Origin of the sequence: Hymenobacter sp. ISL-91, from assembly GCF_018613725.1 — a bacterium.
Taxonomy (GTDB): Bacteria; Bacteroidota; Bacteroidia; order Cytophagales; family Hymenobacteraceae; genus Hymenobacter.
In genome coordinates, this window is the sequence record NZ_JAGGPS010000004.1 from 210,871 (window position 1) to 227,553 (window position 16,683).

Genomic DNA, 16,683 nt, shown 5'->3' on the forward strand with positions numbered 1-16,683 from the left:
GCGAGATGCTTCGCTGCGCTCTGCATGACGTTCTTTTTGACAGCATTTTCTTTCCCCCTTCTATGAATCGAATTTTCCTTGCCCTAGCTTTGCTGCTGATTGTTGGCTTTTCGGCCGTGTACTGGCAGATGGGCGGCTTCAAGGCCGCTACCGTTACGCTCGAAACCACTACCCAGCCCTATTTTGTGGCCGGCCGCTACTACGCCGGCCCGGCCAACGACGAGGCGTTTGGCGACCTGACCCGCGAAGCCTACAACGTGCGCAAATCGGGCAAGCTGCGCGGCGACTTCGGCAACATCTTCTACAACAGCCCCGAAAGCACCCGCGACTCGGCCCGCGTGTTCGTGGGCGTGCTCGTGGCCGACACCACCAGCCAGCCGCTTCCCAAGGGCTATACCTACCGCACCTTCGCCGCCGGCCAGCGCGTGCTGCACGCCCGCATTCAGGCCAGCTACCTCGTGGCCCCCGGCAAGCTCTACTCCGGCATTACGGCCGCCGCCGAAGCGCAGAAGCTGGCATTGGCTCACGTTTACCTAGAGCGTTTCCCCGACCAGGGCGAGCCGGAGGTTTTCGCGGTGGTGAGGTAGGTTTTGTAATCCCTAAACGTCAAACGGCCCTCCTGAAGCTTTCGGGAGGGCCGTTTGGTTTTTGGCAGATTGTGCAGAACTAGTCGCGGCCCAGGTAGAGCGAGATGCCCAAATTCAGGTCGTCAAGGCCGAAGCCGAAGTCCAAGTTACTACTGGTGTTTTTTTGCGGGCTGCTACTGTTACCCGCAGTATAACGGAAGGTTGACCGATTATAGGAGGCACCGCGGATAGCCAATTCTAGCCCTATTTTGCTGGTCGGGAAGAAGACCAGTCCAGGTGCTAGGCTGGCAGATAAACCTTCGCTCCGGCCGGGCTTCGTGTAACCCGAGTTTGTGTAAAGGAGGGTAGAATAATATGTGTTTTGGTAGCTGGCACCCAACTGCCCATACATAGCCACTTTCTCTCCCAAGAACTTGTAATAGCGCCCGAATAAACCGCCACTAAGCGTCCGGTTCTTTTCCTCAAACCGCACGCTAACCAATCCTGTTGGATCACGAAACCGAGCTTCGTGCTTCCTGTTGATGAATATTCCGCCAGTTAATCCTACCACCACATTATCTGTCACAAAATATCCAGCGCTCGGTGCAAAGCTGAATTTGTCCTCTACTATCTTCTCCGGTTGGTTGGTATAAAATGAGTTAACGGACTCTGATTTTCTTGAGTAGCTAATGGATCCGGTAAGCAGCTTGTTGCCAGCCGAAATCTGGGCTTGGGCGGATAGGATGCCGGCGCTTAGGAGTAGCGTGGCAAAGATGGTCTTCTTCATAAGGTGGGAAAGAATAAAAGATGGGCGAAAGTAAGCGTTTGCCAACTGGCAGACGACACGTCAATGCCCTTTCGTAATCCAATGGTATAGCTATAAGCCTATCTATTTTCGCGGGCTCAAACTCCCACTAATATTCAATTTCCCCAAACGCCAAACTGCCCGCCGAACCAAAGTTCAGCGGGCAGCTTGAAAGAGAGGGTACTATAGGGTCGGGGTGGCAGGATTCGAACCTGCGGCCTCCTGCTCCCAAAGCAGGCGCGATACCGGGCTACGCTACACCCCGAAAAAAAGCCTCCGGGTGGGGTTCCCGGAGGCCTTAATCGAAAAACATTCGTCAGTCGGAGTGGCAGGATTCGAACCTACGACCTCCAGCACCCCATGCTGGCGCGATACCAGGCTACGCTACACCCCGATGAATGATGAGGCAAATGTACGCCACCCAAACGGTAAAACGCAAGCAACCGCACGGTTTTTCTTGCGCCTCGACGGGCATTTTCGCCATTAGGCTGTCTTATGCAACTGTTTGCGTGCCGGTTGTCTCTTGCTAAAAAAGCCGGGGCCACCAAAAAAACTGATTTGGCGCGCTTCTTGTCCGGCAGTAGCAGCTTACTTTTAGGTCGGCAAAACCAGTAGCAGGGGTGTTCATCGTATCTTCCCTGCCCAGATTGAACCTCGTTTTTCAGCATCTATATGAAAATCTCTACTTTCCTGGTTTGCCTGCTGGCGTTGCTGGCGGTTGGCACCTTGGCACAGGCACAGGCCCCGGCCGCTACCACCGTAGCCGCAACCCCACCATCCCTGATTACTAGTACCACGGAAGCGCCAGCAGCGCATAACGAGGCGCTGAAGCTGCGGCTCGACCTCAACCCCGTCACCAACGCCCTAACCGTGCGCACCGACGCCACCGGCCCTACTCGCATCGAGGTCAACGGCACCGACGGCCGCCCCGTCATCACCCGCGACGTGCTGCTGGCCGGCGAGTCAGCGGTAGTGCTCAGCGTAGCCAATCTACCCCGCGGCGCCTACATCGTAAAATGCATAGCCGGCGAGCGGCGCGGCATGAAACGCGTGATGCTGGGACAGTAGGTGAGGAATTAGGAATTAAGAATNNATTCTTAATTCCTAATTCCTAATTCCTAATTCTTAATTACTCACCTACGCTTCCTCGCTCTGGAGTTGCCGCTCGTAGAGGGCGCGGTAGAGGCCCTGCTCGTCGCGCATGAGGACTTCGTGGGTGCCGTGCTGCACAATCTGGCCGTCGTCGAGCACCAGAATTTCGTCGGCCAGCTTTACCGAGCTCACGCGGTGACTGATGATGAGGCTGGTGCGGTTGTGCATGATGCGCTGCAGGGCCCCCAGAATGGCGTTTTCGGTGTCGGTGTCTACGGCCGAAAGGGCGTCGTCCAGAATGAGGATTTTGGGCTCCTTTACTAGGGCGCGGGCAATACTCACACGCTGCTTCTGCCCGCCCGAAAGCGTGATGCCCCGCTCGCCAAGCTTGGTATCGAAACCCTGCGGGAAGTCGATAATGTTGGTATACACGTTGGCATCCTTGGCGGCCTGCAGCATGCGGGACTCGTCGGGAGCATCGAGGCCGAAGTTGATGTTGTTGCGGATGGAATCGGAGAACAGGAATACGTCCTGCGGTACGTAGCCGATCTGGCTTCGGAGCGACGTGAGGGCCAGGTCCCGCACATCCACGCCATCGACGCTGATGCTGCCCTCCGTTACATCATACAGGCGCGAGAGTAGGGCCGCCACGGTGCTTTTGCCCGAGCCGGTATTGCCGATAACGGCCAGCGTCTGGCCCGGCCGGATGCGGAACGACACGTCGCGCAGGGCCTGAATGCCGGTATCGGGATAAGTGAAGGAGACATGGTCGAAGTTGATGTCGCCCTTGATGTCGAGCTCGATATGCTGGCGCGAGACGATGTCGGTCTTCTGGTCCATGAACTCGTTGATGCGGGCCTGCGAGGCCTCGGCCCGCTGCACCAGCGAGGAAGTCCAGCCCAAGGCCGTAACGGGCCAGGTGAGCAGGTTCACGTAAATCAGGAACTCGGCAATGCTGCCGGTGGTAATGGTGCCCCGAATCACCTCCTGGCCGCCCACCCACACGGTAATAATCGTGCTCAGGCCCACCAGAAACAGAATCAGCGGGAAAAACAGCGAGTTGACGAAGTTGAGGCTCAGCGACTTCTCCTTGTACTCGTTGGAAGCCGCCGTGAACTGCCGGTGCGAATCCTGCTCGCGCACAAATGACTTGATGACCCGAATGCCCGAAAAGGCTTCCTGCACAAACGTCGTCATGCCCGACAACGAACGTTGGATTTCGTCGGACTTCCGCTGGATGATGTTGTTGACGTAGAAAATACTCACGCTGAGTACCGGCAATGGCAGCAGCGTGTAAAGGGTCAGCTTCACATTCACCATGAGCATGAGCGGCACAATCAGCACAAACAGCAGTACGAGCTGCATAAAGTACATGATGGCCGGCCCGATGTACATGCGCACCCGGCCTACGTCCTCGGAAATGCGCGACATCAGGTCGCCGGTGCTGTGGCGGCGGTAGAAGCTCAGCGGCAGGCTCTGGTAGTGCTGGTAGATTTCGTTTTTCTGGTCGTTTTCCACCAGCCTGCTCATCACAATCAGCGTCTGGCGCATGAAGAACAGGAAGATGCCCCGTAACAGCGCCATCAGCAAAATCAGGAGCGCATACAACAGCACGTTGCGCCCGAACAACTCATAAACCTGCGTTTGGGCCCGGGTGCCGCCGTAGAGGTGGTACAAGTCAATTCCTTCGCCCACCAGATCGAAGGCGTAGCGCACAATCTGAGCCGGAAAAATGGCCAGCAGCGTGCTCAGGGCCACGAACAGCACGCCCCCGAGGAAGTGCCATTTATAGCGTAGCAGGTATTTATTGGTAGCGGAAAGTGCGGGCACCAGCGAAAAGTTGGGAGGTGGTATAGCGTAGGAAAGTAGAAAGTTATAAACGGCGCAAAGGGTTTCCTCGGCTCATTTTATGGCTTACAAAAGCACCCGTCGAAATATTGCCGCTGACTGGTTCGTATCGCTCGGAACCGAATGAACAACAACAGCAACGCCGAGGCACAACATTTTGCGTCTGTACTTTCTCTCCTTCCAAACTCCCGTAAAACGGCGTACTTTTGCACCCGAATTGCGGGGGCATCGGGCCGAAGCCGCGCGGGACGTTCATTGAGCGGAGGGAGAACAGCCAAAGGCCGTTCCACATCGTTTAACGACTGCCGAGCGTTGGCGGCGGGCCGCTACCACCGCGAAGGTACGCCAATCCTCCCCTTCCCACCCACCCATTTTCCACCTCCCCCACGTTATGGTTGAAACGCAAGTAGTAACCGAGGCCTCCGTTTTCGGCCAGATTGCCGAGTTCCAGCACGAGCAGGTAGTGTACTGCCACGACCACGAAACCGGCCTGAAAGCCATCATCGGCATCCACAACACCGTGCTCGGCCCCGCCCTGGGCGGTACCCGCATGTGGCACTACGCCTCCGACGCCGAAGCCCTGAACGACGTACTGCGCCTGAGCCGCGGCATGACCTACAAAGCGGCCATTTCGGGCCTGAACCTGGGTGGTGGCAAAGCCGTCATCATCGGCGACGCCGCTACCATGAAAACCGAGGCGCTGCTTCGCAAATTCGGCCGCTTCGTGCAGAACCTCAACGGCAAGTACATCACGGCCGAAGATGTAAACATGACCACCCGCGACATGGAGTTCATCCGCATGGAAACCAAGCACGTGTCGGGCCTGCCCGAGAGCATGGGCGGCTCCGGCGACCCGTCGCCCGTAACCGCTTATGGTACCTATATGGGCATGAAAGCCGCCGCCAAGCGCGCCTTCGGTTCCGACTCGCTGGCCGGCAAGCGTATTGCCGTGCAGGGCATGGGCCACGTGGGTACCTACCTGCTGGAATATCTGCAGAAAGAAGGCGCGCAGCTGATCGTGAGCGACTACTACGAAGACCGGGCCCTCGATGCGGCCAACCGCTTCGGCGCCCAAATGGTCGGCCTCAACGACATCTATGACCAGGACGTGGATATCTACTCGCCCTGCGCGCTGGGTGCCACGCTCAACTCCGACACCATTCCGCGCCTGAAGTGCCAGGTGGTGGCCGGCTGCGCCAACAACCAACTGGCCGATGAGAACCTGCACGGCCCCGAGCTGGTGAAGCGCGGTATCGTGTACGCTCCCGACTTCCTCATCAATGCTGGTGGTCTCATCAATGTGTACTCGGAAGTAGTGGGTGGCAACCGCGAGGCGGCCCTCATCCAGACCGAGAAAATCTACGACATCACTACCCAGGTGCTGGCTAAGGCCGAGCAGGAAGGCAGCCACCCGCAGGCCGCCGCTACCCGCCAGGCCGAGGAGCGCATCGCCGCCATCGGCAAGGTAAAATCTACTTACTAATTGAGTTGTCAGTTGGTAGTTGTCAGTTGTCAGGTCGCTCAATGACTGACAACTGACAACTACCCGCTCACAACTACCAACCCAACCCAATGCTCAACCGTCGCACGCTCCGCATCAAGGTCATGCAGGCCCTGTACGCCTACCATCAGGCCGTCGGGTCCGATTATTCTTTGGCTCTTGAGCGGATTGCGGAAGCCTTCGTGCCCGACCTGACGGCGGCTGAAGCCCCCGACCGCAAGCGGCTGCAAGGCCAGCGTAAAATGGCCGAGGTTATCTTCAAGGAGTGGCACAAATCGGGTGAAACCCCGGAGCCGACCGACGATGCCGACGTGAATGAGGCGGTGAACGACGCCATCAAGTTCTACAAGCTGGCGGTGTCTAAGGATAAAACCTACTATGCCGGCCAACTCGTGAGCGGGGCGGAAGCCATTCACGACCAATACCTACACCTGCTCAATATTCCGGAGGTGCTGCTGCAGATACTGGAGCAGGAACGCGGGCGCGACTCGCGGCGGCTGACGGCCTCGCCGGAGCCGCTGCTGGACACCACCCGGCTCTCGGAAAACCAAGCCATTGCCAAGCTCATGGAAAACCTGCAGCTGCAGGACCTGACCATTCGGCGCAACCAGAAGTGGCACGGCCAGCCCGAGCTGGACGCACTGCGGGCAGCCTGGCGCAACGAGATAAAGCAGGACCCCGAGGTGCTGAGCTACCTGGCTGCCCCGGCCGGCAACTACGCCGAAGACCAGGAAATGCTCAAGCACCTCTACAAGGAGTTTGTGTTTAAGGGCACGGCCCTGCCCGAGTACATTGAGGAGGATGACCAGAACTGGGAGGAAAACCGCTCAGTAGTGAAGAACCTGGTTATCAAGACGGTGAAGATGCTCGACGAGGCAGCCGACGAAAACTTGGTGCTCATGTCGCTGTCGGCTAACTGGACCGAGGACAAGGAGTTTGCCGAAAGCCTCTACCAGCAGACGCTGGCCGACGACGCGCAGTACGAGCAGCTTATTGCCGACTCGTCGCAGAACTGGGACGTAGACCGCGTGGCCCTGACGGACAAGATTCTGCTGAAAATGGCGCTTTGCGAGATGCATCTGTTCCGGGCCATTCCGGTAAAGGTTACCATCAACGAGTACATCGAAATCAGCAAGAACTACAGCACGCCGAAAAGCAAGCAGTTCGTCAACGGCATCCTCGACAAGCTGGCCCAGGACCTGACGGCCAGCGGCGCCATCCGCAAGTCGGGCCGGGGTTTGCTGGACAATCAGTAGGCAAAAACACTCGTTGTCTGACCATGTAGCTTTGTGCGCTACCCGCTCGGCATAACGTGCCTCCAACTACTGGCTGCCGGTTTGCGTACGCAGGTTTACTATCCTGTCCCAACTCTCACCTCCCTATATTCACTTTTCCCGTTATGAGCAGCAAAACCACCACTGGTATTCTGTGCTTTGCCGGCGGCGCCCTCACGGGAGCCGTGGTTGGCCTGTTGTACGCCCCCGAAAAGGGCCGCGAAACGCGTAGCTGGCTCAGCTACCAACTCGAGAAGTACCGCGAAACGCTGGCCGACCTCACCGAAAATCTTGTAACTAGCCGCTCCGACCAAGGGCCTAGCTCGGCCAAAAGCGAGGGCCAGCGCGTCATTCAGGATGCCAAGAGCAAAGCCGAGCAGTTGCTGGGCGACGTCGACCAGCTCATCGACCAGATAAACTCGCGCAAAACACTGTAAGCAACTCCGCTGCGCTGGGCAGCCGGCGTACTATTGCGGGTGCTTTCTGCTTTTTTTGCTGATTATATTCAGAAAAGTGCCGGAGAACTGACGCAACTGTCGGGACTTCGGCACTTTTCGTTGCCCGCTCCGCTTCGGTATCGGTACCTTTACGGAAACGTTCCCGGTCCTGCTCCCCCGAGCGGCCGGGTCGCCCTTCAAACCATCAACTCTTCTACATAATGCAGCGCATCACCCTTATCCCCGGCGACGGTATTGGTCCCGAAATCACGAAAGCAGTAATCGATATTTTTGCCGCCGCCGAGGTTCCGGTGCAGTGGGAGGAGCAGAACGCGGGCCAGACCACCTTCGATGCTTCGGGTGAGCTGATTCCGCAGGCCCTGCTCGATTCGCTGGAGCAAAACCGGGTGGCCCTCAAAGGCCCTATCACTACGCCCGTGGGCAAAGGGTTTCGCAGCATCAACGTAACGCTGCGCCAGAAGTACAATCTCTACCAGAACGTACGCCCGTCTAAAACCACGCCCGGTATAGCCTCGCGCTACGCCGACTCAGGCATCGACCTGGTGCTGTTCCGCGAGAACACCGAGGGCCTGTACTCGGGCCTCGAAATGTACGACGAGCACAACGGCATTGCCGACTCGATAGCCCGCAACACGGTGGTGGGCGCGCGCCGCATTTGCCGCGCAGCCTTTGCCTATGCCGCCAAGCACGGCCGCAAAAAAGTAACCATGGCCCACAAAGCCAACATTCTGAAAGTAGCGGGCAAAGTGATGCTCGACGCGGCCCAGGAAGCAGCTCGCGAGTTTCCGCAGATTCAGTACGAGGAGAAAATTATCGACAACATGTGCATGCAGCTGGTGATGCGGCCCGAGCAGTTCGATGTAATTGTAACCACCAACCTGTTCGGCGACATCCTCTCCGACCTGTGCGCCGGCCTGGTAGGTGGCCTGGGCGTGGTAGCCGGTGCCAATATCGGCGACGATATGGCCATTTTTGAGGCCGTCCACGGTTCGGCCCCCGACATTGCCGGCCAGGGCAAGGCCAACCCCACGGCCCTGCTGCGCTCGGCCCTGATGATGCTCCACCACATCGGCGAGCATGCCAAAGCCGACCAGATTGAGAAGGCCCTGCACCTGACACTCCAGGACAAAAGCAAATGCACCGGCGACCTGGGCGGTTCGGCTTCTACCAGCGAGTTTGCGCAGGCCATTATTGGTAACCTGGGAAAGTAGGCGGTGGCCTGATTCCAGTCCTTACTGCAACTCAAGCTTACTTATATTTGTCTTTTGGAAGTCCTATACCGGCTTCTCATCTTGACTTTCAGTTCCCTATGAAACGTACACTGCTTTCTTCTTTGCTGCTTTCCAGCGCGCTGCTGCTGGGCGCCTGCAACAACAACTCCAGCGAAGTAGGCACCGAAGGCATGAATGCCGCCGCCGCCGATGCCAACGCCGCTACGGCTGCTCCGCTTATCGACAACCCCAATGTGAGCTCAGAAACCGAAGCGCCCAACCCCAACGCACCGGTCATGACCTTCGCCAAAGTTGACCACGACTTCGGTGACATCCAGCCGAACGCGGTAGTAAAGACTACCTTCGAGTTCACCAACACGGGTAAGTCGCCGCTTATTATTGAAAACGCGACGGCCGCCTGCGGTTGCACTACCCCCAATTGGACCAAGGAGCCTATTGCGCCCGGCGGGAAGGGCACGATTGACGTGCAGTTTGACGCCCACGGCAAAACCGGGATGCAGAACAAGGAGGTGGCCATTCAGGCTAATACCCAGCCCAGCATCAACAAAGTGGTTATCAAAACCAACATCCTGCCCGACGGCCAAAACGGCCCCTACCGGCAGTAAGCCAACGGCGGGGAGCAGGCAGTAATGCTTGCTTCCCTACTGTTGCCAACGATGCCTCTCTCTCGCTGAAACTCCCGCTTATGTTCGCTTCTCTTTTGCTGCAAGCCCCCGCCGCCGGTGCCGGAGGCCTCATCCAGTACCTGCCCCTGGTGGCCATGGCCGGGGTGGTGTATTTTTTCATGATCCGGCCCCAGCAGAAGCGTGCGGCTACCGCCAAAAACTTCCGCGCCAGCCTGGCTAAGGGTGCCCATGTGGTAACTATTGGCGGCCTGCACGGCAAAATTGTAGACCTGAGCGAAGAATCGGTGACGGTGGAAGTGGATAAGGCCGTGCGCCTGCGCTTCGACCGCTCGGCCATTGCCCGCGAGGTAGCCAGTAAAACCACCGCAACGGCCGAATAGCAGCTGCGGCAAAGCACCAATCCGGCGCTTGTAGTATCTTGTGGATTCCGGAATTCCGGCTTCGGGCGCAACCGGAGGCCGGAATTTTGGTTTTGGCAGCAGTTGCTGCCGCGTATTTCACTCCTTTTTCAGTTGATTCCCTGTGTCGTCTGCCCGCCCCAGTATTCGTCTGCTTCGCTGGTTCGTGAGCCCGTTTTTCGGGCAGGAGCGAAGCTATTGGCGGGCCGTGTTGGCATGCTTTCTGGTGGCCAGCACCTTCTGGCTGCTCAACGCGCTCAACAAAACCTACACCACCCGCATCAGCTATCCGCTGGTGTGTCGCTACGACGGGGCCCGTTTTGTGCCGGTGCAGCCGCTGCCCCACGAAGTGGCCGTGAACGTAACCGGCCGGGGCTGGAAGCTGCTGCGGGGCCAGTTGCCGCTGGAGGTGCGCCCCGCCGAAATAGTGCTGCGCGACCCCTCTACCCGTTACCTCACGGCCGGCAGCCTGCGCCCTGCCCTGCAGCAGGCCATGGACGGGCTGCAACTTAATTACCTGGTTTCCGATACGCTATGGGTTGACCTCGACCGGCTGGTAAGCCGCCGCCTGCCGCTGGCCCTGAGCCCCGCTACCGATGGGGCCGCGCTGCCCTACGAAGCCCGCTTCAAGCCCGACACCGTTACCTTCACCGGCCCTGCCAGCAAAGTCAACTCCCTGCCCGACCCCTACCCCGTACACCTGCCCCAGGCTCCGGCCGGCTCTACCCAGGGCGACGTGCAGGTACCCATTGGCGGCCCCGACCAGGTGCAGTCGGATGTAACCGATGTGCGCGTGCGCCTCGTGCGCCGGCCTGTGGTAACCATACCCGTGGATGTAGTGCCCGAACTGCTTGATGCACCCGCCGGCCGCAGCTTCCGCCTTACGCCGGCCACGGTACGGGTGCGGCTGCAGTTCTTCCCCGAAGACACCGCGGCTTTCCGGCCCGACCAGTTGCGGGTGCAGCTGCATTACGGCCAGTTCGCCAGCCCCACCGACTCGGTGATGCGCCCCTTCCTGTCGCGCAAGCCGCCCCAGGTACGCGGCTATCTGGTATTAACGCGCGGCGTACGGCTACAGAGCAAATAGCGCACAGCTAGCTGCCAGCAGGTGAAATACAAAAAGCGTTTTCTGCAAACGACAAAGCCCTGCAGGGTAGCACTGGTCGAAAAGCGGCCAATGCTACCCTGCGGGGCCTTATATAGCTTATAGCACTCACTTTTATTCAGTTACGTATAGACAAGCTTTCATGCGGCTGCCTCAAGTATGAAGGCCGGATGTTGTCTTCCGGCTACTGCTACGCTCAGCTAAAAAAGGGCTGTTTAGGTCTGGTTGGCGGCTTCGCCTGCTTATTGGCAGGAGCGAGATTCAAGGGGCTACCTAAAACACTGCTGTTATCGTGGTTTCGAGTCCCACAATGCGAACAGGTGTTCTCGAAGTACGTATTTTCCCGGGCGCAGTAGGGGCATTTCATATAAGCACTGATTACGGCCAACAAAGCCGGATTTCACTTTGCGCTGCACCTCTAGAACTTCCTTATGGCGTTGGAGCAGGCGACGATAAAGGAGGTTGTAGCGCTTCCTCTTATTTGCTGAGCACAAAATTCTATTGCTATCCGCATATCCGCAAAGGCCAAAAAATTCTTTTTCTTTCAGTTTCACTTCGGTTTTATCACCCTCTGCTGCTTCCGTGCCCCGCCTAACCCCACCCGTTCATACTGCTTTGCAGGCCGCCGTAGCTACTCGCTTCGGGCAGCCGTTACGCTACCCCAGCCACTGCGACGCCCTGGAAGAGGAACTGCGCCAAGCACCAGCCACGGGCGGGCGGCGGTTGAGCCCCAGCACGCTGCGCCGGTTCTTCGGCTTGGTTAACAAGGAGGGTGGCTACCACCTGCACACGCTTGATACGCTGGCGCGCTACGCCGGGCACGCCGATTTTGCAGCCTTCGGCCAGGCGTTGCGCCAGCAGGCGGAAGCCGAAGCCAGCCAGCTGGCCGATATTCCGGAGCTGCTGACCATGCAGCAGCTGGCGTATCCCGAGCGGCTGTTGCTGGGCTATTTCCTGGGCCGTATTACGCGGCCGGCCATACCTACCGGCCCGGCGCCCGCGCTGGCCCTGCGGCTGGCGGCCCACCCGGCCGGGCAGGAGTTCTACGTCGAATCGTTTGTGGATCTGGCTTACCTGAACGGAGCATATGGGCAAGTGCTGGGCGAGTACCTGCAGCATAAAGCCATGCCCGAGGCCCAGCTGTTTGGGCATTGCACGCTGTTTTTGGGCGAATTTCTGGCCCAGGACGAGCCGGCCTGGCAACGACGACTGGTGCACCTGCTGGCCCTGCCGGTGCCGGCCAACTGCCACGCGTTTCCGCACGGCCGCCGGGCTTTTGCCGAGGTAGTAGCCGCCCACCACGCGGCCCCGCACCACCCGCTCCCGGCGGCGCTACTCAGCCGGCTGCAGCAGCAGGCTACCATGCACGCCGCCCATTCGGTGGCGGCCCCGGCCGCTTTGCCCGCCTTCTACAACCTGTTCCCGGCCGGGTTCCATTTCCTGGTAGCCGAAGCGCTTTTTCTGACCGGCCAATACGCGGTGCTGGCAGATTGGGTGGCGGCTACCTGGGCCGAAATTCCGGCAGTAGCGACGCTCGAAAACAACGTGTACACCGAGCTACTGTACGCTTTCGAGGCAGTAGCCGCCCACCGTACGGGCCGGCTAGTAAACCGTCCTACCCGGCTCAGGGGGCTGTTTATGCTCGACACCCACGGCTGGCTGCTCGACTATTACCAGGTACACCTGTGGCTGGTGGAGCTGCATTTTGCTGCCGGCGTGCCCGAGCAGCAGGAACTGCGCAGCTATATAGATACTTTTGCCCTGCGGCACCGGATGCCCTTTTTCGGGCAACTGGCCGGGGGCATTCCGCCGGCCGCGCCATTGTAGCAACCAACCCAATGCTTAAAATTGGAATTACGGGCGGTATTGGCTCGGGCAAGAGTATAGTGGGCCGGCTGTTTACCGTGCTCGGCGTGCCCCTCTACGACTCCGACAGCCGGGCCAAGCAGGTAATGGCCCACAACCCCGAGCTGCGCCAAGAACTAACCGACGCCTTCGGCCCCGAAACCTTCGACGCCGCCGGCCGCCTCGACCGCGCTTACCTGGCGCGCATAGCCTTCCCCGACCCGGTGCAGCTGGCCCGCCTCAATGCCCTGGTACACCCCCATGTAGGCCGCGACTTTGCCGATTGGGCCGCAGCCCGCCATAGCGAGGGCCACGCTTACGTTCTCAAAGAGGCCGCCTTGCTCTACGAATCAGGCGCTTACAAGCAGCTCGACCGCATCATCACCGTTTTTGCACCCCAGGCGCTGCGCCAGCAGCGGGTGTTGCACCGCGACCCGCACCGCACCGCCCAGGATGTGCTCACCATCATCGGCAAGCAGCTGAGCGAGGAGGAAAAGCTGGCCCGCGCCGACTACGTAATCCGCAACGACGACGAACACCTCCTCATCCCGCAGGTGCTGCAGCTAGATGCGGAGCTGAGGGCACTTTCGGATTAAGATTTTGTCATTCAGAGCACAGCGAAGAATCTCGCGTGCTAACGTTAGGGTAAGTAACTCAACGTTAGCACGCGAGATTCTTCGCTGTGCTCTGAATGACAGGACCCTTACCCTGATACGTTCTTTAACTTTGCTGACTACCGAATAATCGGGCTGCGCTCGAACGGCCGTTCACGGTCGAAGAGGTAGCGGTAGGTAACATGGGTTTTGTAGATGCGGGCACCGATGGAGCGCGTAATGGCCAGCATGCGGGGGTTAAAGTCGCCAATCCAGTTCATCTCGATTTCGCGGTAGCCGGTGCGCATAAACTCGGCGCGGGCATGCACCATCAGGGCGCTTTCGATGCCTTTGCCCTGCCAATCGGGCACCACCCCGAAGATGACGCCGAACAGTTTTTTGTCGCGCCGCTGCATGTACTGGCGCTTTTCCCAGAGAAAGCGCAGCTTGGCCAGCAGCCCAAACCGGCGGCTGACCTGCTTGAAAATCTGGTTTAGCTCGGGCAGGCTCACGAAAAATGCAATCGGCTCGTCGTTGTGGTAGGCAAACCAAAGCAGGCGCTCATCGAGCACGGGCTGCATTTGCTTCACCAGTTCGCGGGCCTTGTCGAGGCTCATGGGGTTGATGCCGCTGTGGTTGGCCCAGGCCAAGTTGTACACATGGTGGAAATCGTGGGCCAGCTTCTCGGTGTCGCGCTTGTTGGCGTGCCGGAACTGAAAAACCGGGTACTGTTGCGCGTAGGTATCAAAGGCCCGCGAAAACGTGGCGTGTAGCGGCATATCCACGTCGCGGTAGCAGGTATACTGCCGGAAAAACAGCTCGAAGCCGTACTGCTCGAACAGCTGCTGGTAGTAGGGCTGATGGTAGAACATGCCGTAGTTGGGCTCGGTAAAACCCTCCGTCAGCAGCCCCCAGAACCGGTCCCGCTCCCCGAAATTAATGGGCCCGTCCATGGCCGTCATGCCCCGGGCGGCCAGCCAGTGCCGGGCGGCCTCAAACAGCTCGTTGGCCGCCGCCTGGTCGTCCTCGCACTCAAAAAAGCCCATACCCCCCACCGGCAGCGTGGGGTCGGCTTGCTCGGCGTCGCGGTTGATGAAGGCCGCCACCCGCCCTACCACCGTACCGGCCGCATTGGTCAACACCCACCGGATGGCCTCGCCCCGAGCAAACAGGGCATTTTTGGCCGAGTCGAACACAGCCTCCACATCCGGGTCGAGGGGCGAAATCCAGTTGGGCTGATTTTGGTAGAGCCGGGCTGGCAAATCGAGAAACTGGCGAACGAGAGCAGGGCTATTGACTTCGAAGAGCGGCATATTTTCAGAATAATAGCCAGCAGTTGGCAGCTGTTGGCTGAGGAGTAGATTGGCTTCAAAGGAAACAGGTATTGGCCAATATCGGTGGTTACCGACCACCAACCGGCCAGATTCAGGCGTTCCAAAGCACTGCTGGCAAGCTCAGGGCTGATAGAGCACTGATAGAATCGTCAGGCCATCGGCTTCTACATGGTGCACTTCCTGGCCCCGGCCGGTTGGCAGCAAACCAGGCCAGGCGCGGTAGCCGAAAAAGTAGTAGCGGCCGGGACCGGGTTCGTCCAGCACACGAATCCGCTGTTGGTCGATAGGGCTGAGCCAGACTAAGTTGTTGAGTAGTGGTTGCTCCTCGGCAGCGGCCACCAAGATGGGGCCGGTAGGCTGGTGGCGCACCAGGTACTCCAGCCCCTGCCGATATGCCAGCCCCCAGTAGTCGCGCTCAAAAGTGCCCGCCACTTGCTGGCTGGTTAGAAAGCTAAAATACACCTGCTGATGCGGATGCATGCGCACCATACGCACCGCCGTAAGTCCCATTTCGAACCCCGCCAGCAGCCCCAGCCCCAGTAGCAATGGCCGGGCCCATTGGTGGCCGCGCCCCCACTCCCACAACTGCTCACCTCCCGATACAGCCAGCAGCAGCAAGGCCGGATACGTGAAATACAGGTGCCGCCATCCGTCGTAAATAACTGATTTCATACTAATTACTAGTACAAAGGGCAGTAACAGCCAGCCGCACAGCAGCAAATCGAGGCGGCCATTGAAAGTCCGTAACTCCTTCAGCGGCCGGCGCACCAACCAAAGGGCTACCAGCACCAACCCCACCAAGGCGGCCACCCAGTATGCCACCGGCGTGGTAATCAGCAGCCAAACGGGCGCGTAGTGCCATGGCAGGTGCTGGGCCTGCTCCAGCTTTCCCCAGTACAAGACGTTGCCCTGCCAGGGAAAATGGCTCATCCGCTGGAAAGCCAACAGCAGCCGGGGTAGTGGGCTGGCCCACAGATAGGGCCAGCCCCCTACCCCGGCTGTAGCCGCTGCCACCAGGTATATTCCTACCACGGCTCCTAAACGGCGGAGTTGGCCGGCAGATGTAGTGGGCAGCCAGCTTACCAGCAACAACAGCCCCAAGGTGAAAGGAACCAGCAGCAGGCCCAACAGCCGGACATCGATGGCAGCAGCCGTGGCTAGGCCGTGTAGTAGGGCGCGGCCAAGGGTAGGGCGCTGCACCAGCCGAGCCAGCGTAAACATGCCCAAAGTGAACACCGCCAGGAATAGCAGGTCTTTGGCGTTGTAAAACGACTCGGCAAACAACCGGGGCGAAAGCACAAACAGCACTACAGGCAACAGCGCCAGCCACGGTCGGTGCAGCCGGAGCCGGGCCAGCCCATAGAGTGCCCCTAGTCCCCCTAAAACCAACAAAAACGTGAAACTATGGCGTATCAGATAGTAATTCCTGTCGACCTGCTCGCCAACCAAGCCCAGACCATACCGGGCAACCAGGGTCATTGGAAGCTCAAACAACACGCCATGGTCACTGTCGCGGTACTGCTCGATCGGGTAAGGCTTATGGCCAAGCACCAGGTCGGCCACGTAGCGCAGGCTTACCAAGCCGTTGCGCTGGTCAGTCGGCTCATCCCACGACACGCCATAGTCGGCCACCAGCAGCATACCCAGGGCCAGCAGCGCCAAAAACAGCCATTTGGCCAATTTTTGGCCGCCCTGGGGCAATGGCAGCTTATGCGGGGCAGAAGTGGTTTCTGATCGGGACATGCGGCACAAAAAAGCCTGAAACCGGACTAAAACAAAAAAGGACTGCCGATACCGGCAGTCCTTTTACTGTGTGGGAGATACTGGGTTCGAACCAGTGACCCTCTGCTTGTAAGGCAGATGCTCTGAACCAGCTGAGCTAATCTCCCGATGGGTGAGCGTACTATAAAAATGGTGGGAGATACTGGGTTCGAACCAGTGACCCTCTGCTTGTAAGGCAGATGCTCTGAACCAGCTGAGCTAATCTCCCGATGGGCGTTTCCCGT

General features: G+C 58.9%; 15 protein-coding genes and 4 tRNA genes. 11 read left to right on the forward strand and 8 right to left on the reverse strand.

Annotation, left to right across the window (positions count from 1 at the left end; translation table 11 throughout):
- The first annotated feature begins 62 nt into the window (after positions 1–62).
- Positions 63–587 (forward strand): hypothetical protein, encoded by a 525-nt coding sequence (locus J7E24_RS01790; protein WP_215134509.1) that lies wholly within the window; start codon positions 63–65, stop codon positions 585–587.
- Positions 588–666: 79 nt separating this feature from the next.
- Here J7E24_RS01790 and J7E24_RS01795 read toward each other — a convergent pair whose 3' ends face one another.
- The 3 genes from J7E24_RS01795 to J7E24_RS01805 all read right to left on the reverse strand — a co-directional run bounded on the left by J7E24_RS01795 (position 667) and on the right by J7E24_RS01805 (position 1,765).
- Entirely contained in the window at positions 667–1,353 is a 687-nt protein-coding gene (locus J7E24_RS01795) for a hypothetical protein (RefSeq protein WP_215134510.1), read from the reverse strand.
- A gap of 209 nt (positions 1,354–1,562) precedes the next feature.
- A tRNA-Pro gene (locus J7E24_RS01800) sits at positions 1,563–1,636 on the reverse strand.
- A 55-nt stretch (positions 1,637–1,691) separates the two neighbouring features.
- Positions 1,692–1,765: transfer RNA gene (locus J7E24_RS01805), tRNA-Pro, on the reverse strand.
- Between the two features lie 278 nt (positions 1,766–2,043).
- On the opposite strand from J7E24_RS01805, the gene J7E24_RS01810 reads away from it, so the two are divergent.
- Complete coding sequence (locus J7E24_RS01810) at positions 2,044–2,439, forward strand: T9SS type A sorting domain-containing protein (protein ID WP_215134512.1); 396 nt, start codon at positions 2,044–2,046, stop codon at positions 2,437–2,439.
- Between the two features lie 69 nt (positions 2,440–2,508).
- Here the strand turns inward: J7E24_RS01810 and J7E24_RS01815 are convergent, their stop codons facing one another.
- Positions 2,509–4,293 (reverse strand): ABC transporter ATP-binding protein, encoded by a 1,785-nt coding sequence (locus J7E24_RS01815; RefSeq protein WP_215134514.1) that lies wholly within the window; start codon positions 4,291–4,293, stop codon positions 2,509–2,511.
- 409 nt (positions 4,294–4,702) lie between these two features.
- Here J7E24_RS01815 and J7E24_RS01820 point away from each other — a divergent pair, with 409 nt between their 5' ends.
- The 9 genes from J7E24_RS01820 (at position 4,703) to coaE (ending at position 13,346) form a co-directional block, all read left to right on the forward strand.
- The gene (locus J7E24_RS01820) at positions 4,703–5,794 is read left to right on the forward strand and encodes a Glu/Leu/Phe/Val dehydrogenase (RefSeq protein ID WP_176909110.1); all 1,092 of its coding nucleotides are present in this window, start codon (positions 4,703–4,705) and stop codon (positions 5,792–5,794) included.
- Between the two features lie 89 nt (positions 5,795–5,883).
- Positions 5,884–7,068, forward strand: coding sequence for a transcription antitermination factor NusB (gene nusB / locus J7E24_RS01825; protein WP_215134517.1), 1,185 nt, complete (start codon positions 5,884–5,886; stop codon positions 7,066–7,068).
- A gap of 143 nt (positions 7,069–7,211) precedes the next feature.
- Positions 7,212–7,523 (forward strand): YtxH domain-containing protein, encoded by a 312-nt coding sequence (locus tag J7E24_RS01830; protein ID WP_116941769.1) that lies wholly within the window; start codon positions 7,212–7,214, stop codon positions 7,521–7,523.
- 221 nt (positions 7,524–7,744) lie between these two features.
- The gene (locus J7E24_RS01835) at positions 7,745–8,755 is read left to right on the forward strand and encodes an isocitrate/isopropylmalate dehydrogenase family protein (RefSeq protein ID WP_215134519.1); all 1,011 of its coding nucleotides are present in this window, start codon (positions 7,745–7,747) and stop codon (positions 8,753–8,755) included.
- A 98-nt stretch (positions 8,756–8,853) separates the two neighbouring features.
- The gene (locus tag J7E24_RS01840; protein WP_215134521.1) at positions 8,854–9,381 is read left to right on the forward strand and encodes a DUF1573 domain-containing protein; all 528 of its coding nucleotides are present in this window, start codon (positions 8,854–8,856) and stop codon (positions 9,379–9,381) included.
- 80 nt (positions 9,382–9,461) lie between these two features.
- Entirely contained in the window at positions 9,462–9,782 is a 321-nt protein-coding gene (yajC, locus tag J7E24_RS01845; protein WP_215134523.1) for a preprotein translocase subunit YajC, read from the forward strand.
- Between the two features lie 142 nt (positions 9,783–9,924).
- The gene (locus J7E24_RS01850) at positions 9,925–10,887 is read left to right on the forward strand and encodes a hypothetical protein (RefSeq protein WP_215134525.1); all 963 of its coding nucleotides are present in this window, start codon (positions 9,925–9,927) and stop codon (positions 10,885–10,887) included.
- A 600-nt stretch (positions 10,888–11,487) separates the two neighbouring features.
- Positions 11,488–12,732 (forward strand): hypothetical protein, encoded by a 1,245-nt coding sequence (locus J7E24_RS01855; RefSeq protein WP_215134527.1) that lies wholly within the window; start codon positions 11,488–11,490, stop codon positions 12,730–12,732.
- Between the two features lie 11 nt (positions 12,733–12,743).
- Positions 12,744–13,346 carry a dephospho-CoA kinase gene (coaE, locus tag J7E24_RS01860; RefSeq protein WP_215134528.1) on the forward strand — a complete coding sequence of 201 codons (603 nt, stop codon included), beginning with the start codon at positions 12,744–12,746 and terminating at the stop codon, positions 13,344–13,346.
- 137 nt (positions 13,347–13,483) lie between these two features.
- Here the strand turns inward: coaE and J7E24_RS01865 are convergent, their stop codons facing one another.
- The 4 genes from J7E24_RS01865 to J7E24_RS01880 all read right to left on the reverse strand — a co-directional run bounded on the left by J7E24_RS01865 (position 13,484) and on the right by J7E24_RS01880 (position 16,667).
- Complete coding sequence (locus J7E24_RS01865; protein WP_215134529.1) at positions 13,484–14,656, reverse strand: hypothetical protein; 1,173 nt, start codon at positions 14,654–14,656, stop codon at positions 13,484–13,486.
- Positions 14,657–14,797: 141 nt separating this feature from the next.
- Positions 14,798–16,420, reverse strand: coding sequence for an ArnT family glycosyltransferase (locus tag J7E24_RS01870; RefSeq protein ID WP_215134531.1), 1,623 nt, complete (start codon positions 16,418–16,420; stop codon positions 14,798–14,800).
- A 71-nt stretch (positions 16,421–16,491) separates the two neighbouring features.
- A tRNA-Val gene (locus J7E24_RS01875) sits at positions 16,492–16,566 on the reverse strand.
- A gap of 23 nt (positions 16,567–16,589) precedes the next feature.
- Positions 16,590–16,667 (reverse strand) — tRNA-Val (locus tag J7E24_RS01880).
- Positions 16,668–16,683: the final 16 nt, after the last annotated feature.

Bases quoted from the DNA above. Each gene is read 5' to 3' on its own strand.
- J7E24_RS01790 (WP_215134509.1), top strand. From the start codon at position 63: ATGAATCGAATTTTCCTTGCCCTAGCTTTGCTGCTGATTGTTGGCTTT.
- J7E24_RS01795 (WP_215134510.1), bottom strand. From the start codon at position 1,353: ATGAAGAAGACCATCTTTGCCACGCTACTCCTAAGCGCCGGCATCCTA.
- J7E24_RS01810 (WP_215134512.1), top strand. From the start codon at position 2,044: ATGAAAATCTCTACTTTCCTGGTTTGCCTGCTGGCGTTGCTGGCGGTT.
- J7E24_RS01820 (WP_176909110.1), top strand. From the start codon at position 4,703: ATGGTTGAAACGCAAGTAGTAACCGAGGCCTCCGTTTTCGGCCAGATT.
- nusB (WP_215134517.1), top strand. From the start codon at position 5,884: ATGCTCAACCGTCGCACGCTCCGCATCAAGGTCATGCAGGCCCTGTAC.
- J7E24_RS01830 (WP_116941769.1), top strand. From the start codon at position 7,212: ATGAGCAGCAAAACCACCACTGGTATTCTGTGCTTTGCCGGCGGCGCC.
- J7E24_RS01835 (WP_215134519.1), top strand. From the start codon at position 7,745: ATGCAGCGCATCACCCTTATCCCCGGCGACGGTATTGGTCCCGAAATC.
- J7E24_RS01840 (WP_215134521.1), top strand. From the start codon at position 8,854: ATGAAACGTACACTGCTTTCTTCTTTGCTGCTTTCCAGCGCGCTGCTG.
- yajC (WP_215134523.1), top strand. From the start codon at position 9,462: ATGTTCGCTTCTCTTTTGCTGCAAGCCCCCGCCGCCGGTGCCGGAGGC.
- coaE (WP_215134528.1), top strand. From the start codon at position 12,744: ATGCTTAAAATTGGAATTACGGGCGGTATTGGCTCGGGCAAGAGTATA.
- J7E24_RS01865 (WP_215134529.1), bottom strand. From the start codon at position 14,656: ATGCCGCTCTTCGAAGTCAATAGCCCTGCTCTCGTTCGCCAGTTTCTC.
- J7E24_RS01870 (WP_215134531.1), bottom strand. From the start codon at position 16,420: ATGTCCCGATCAGAAACCACTTCTGCCCCGCATAAGCTGCCATTGCCC.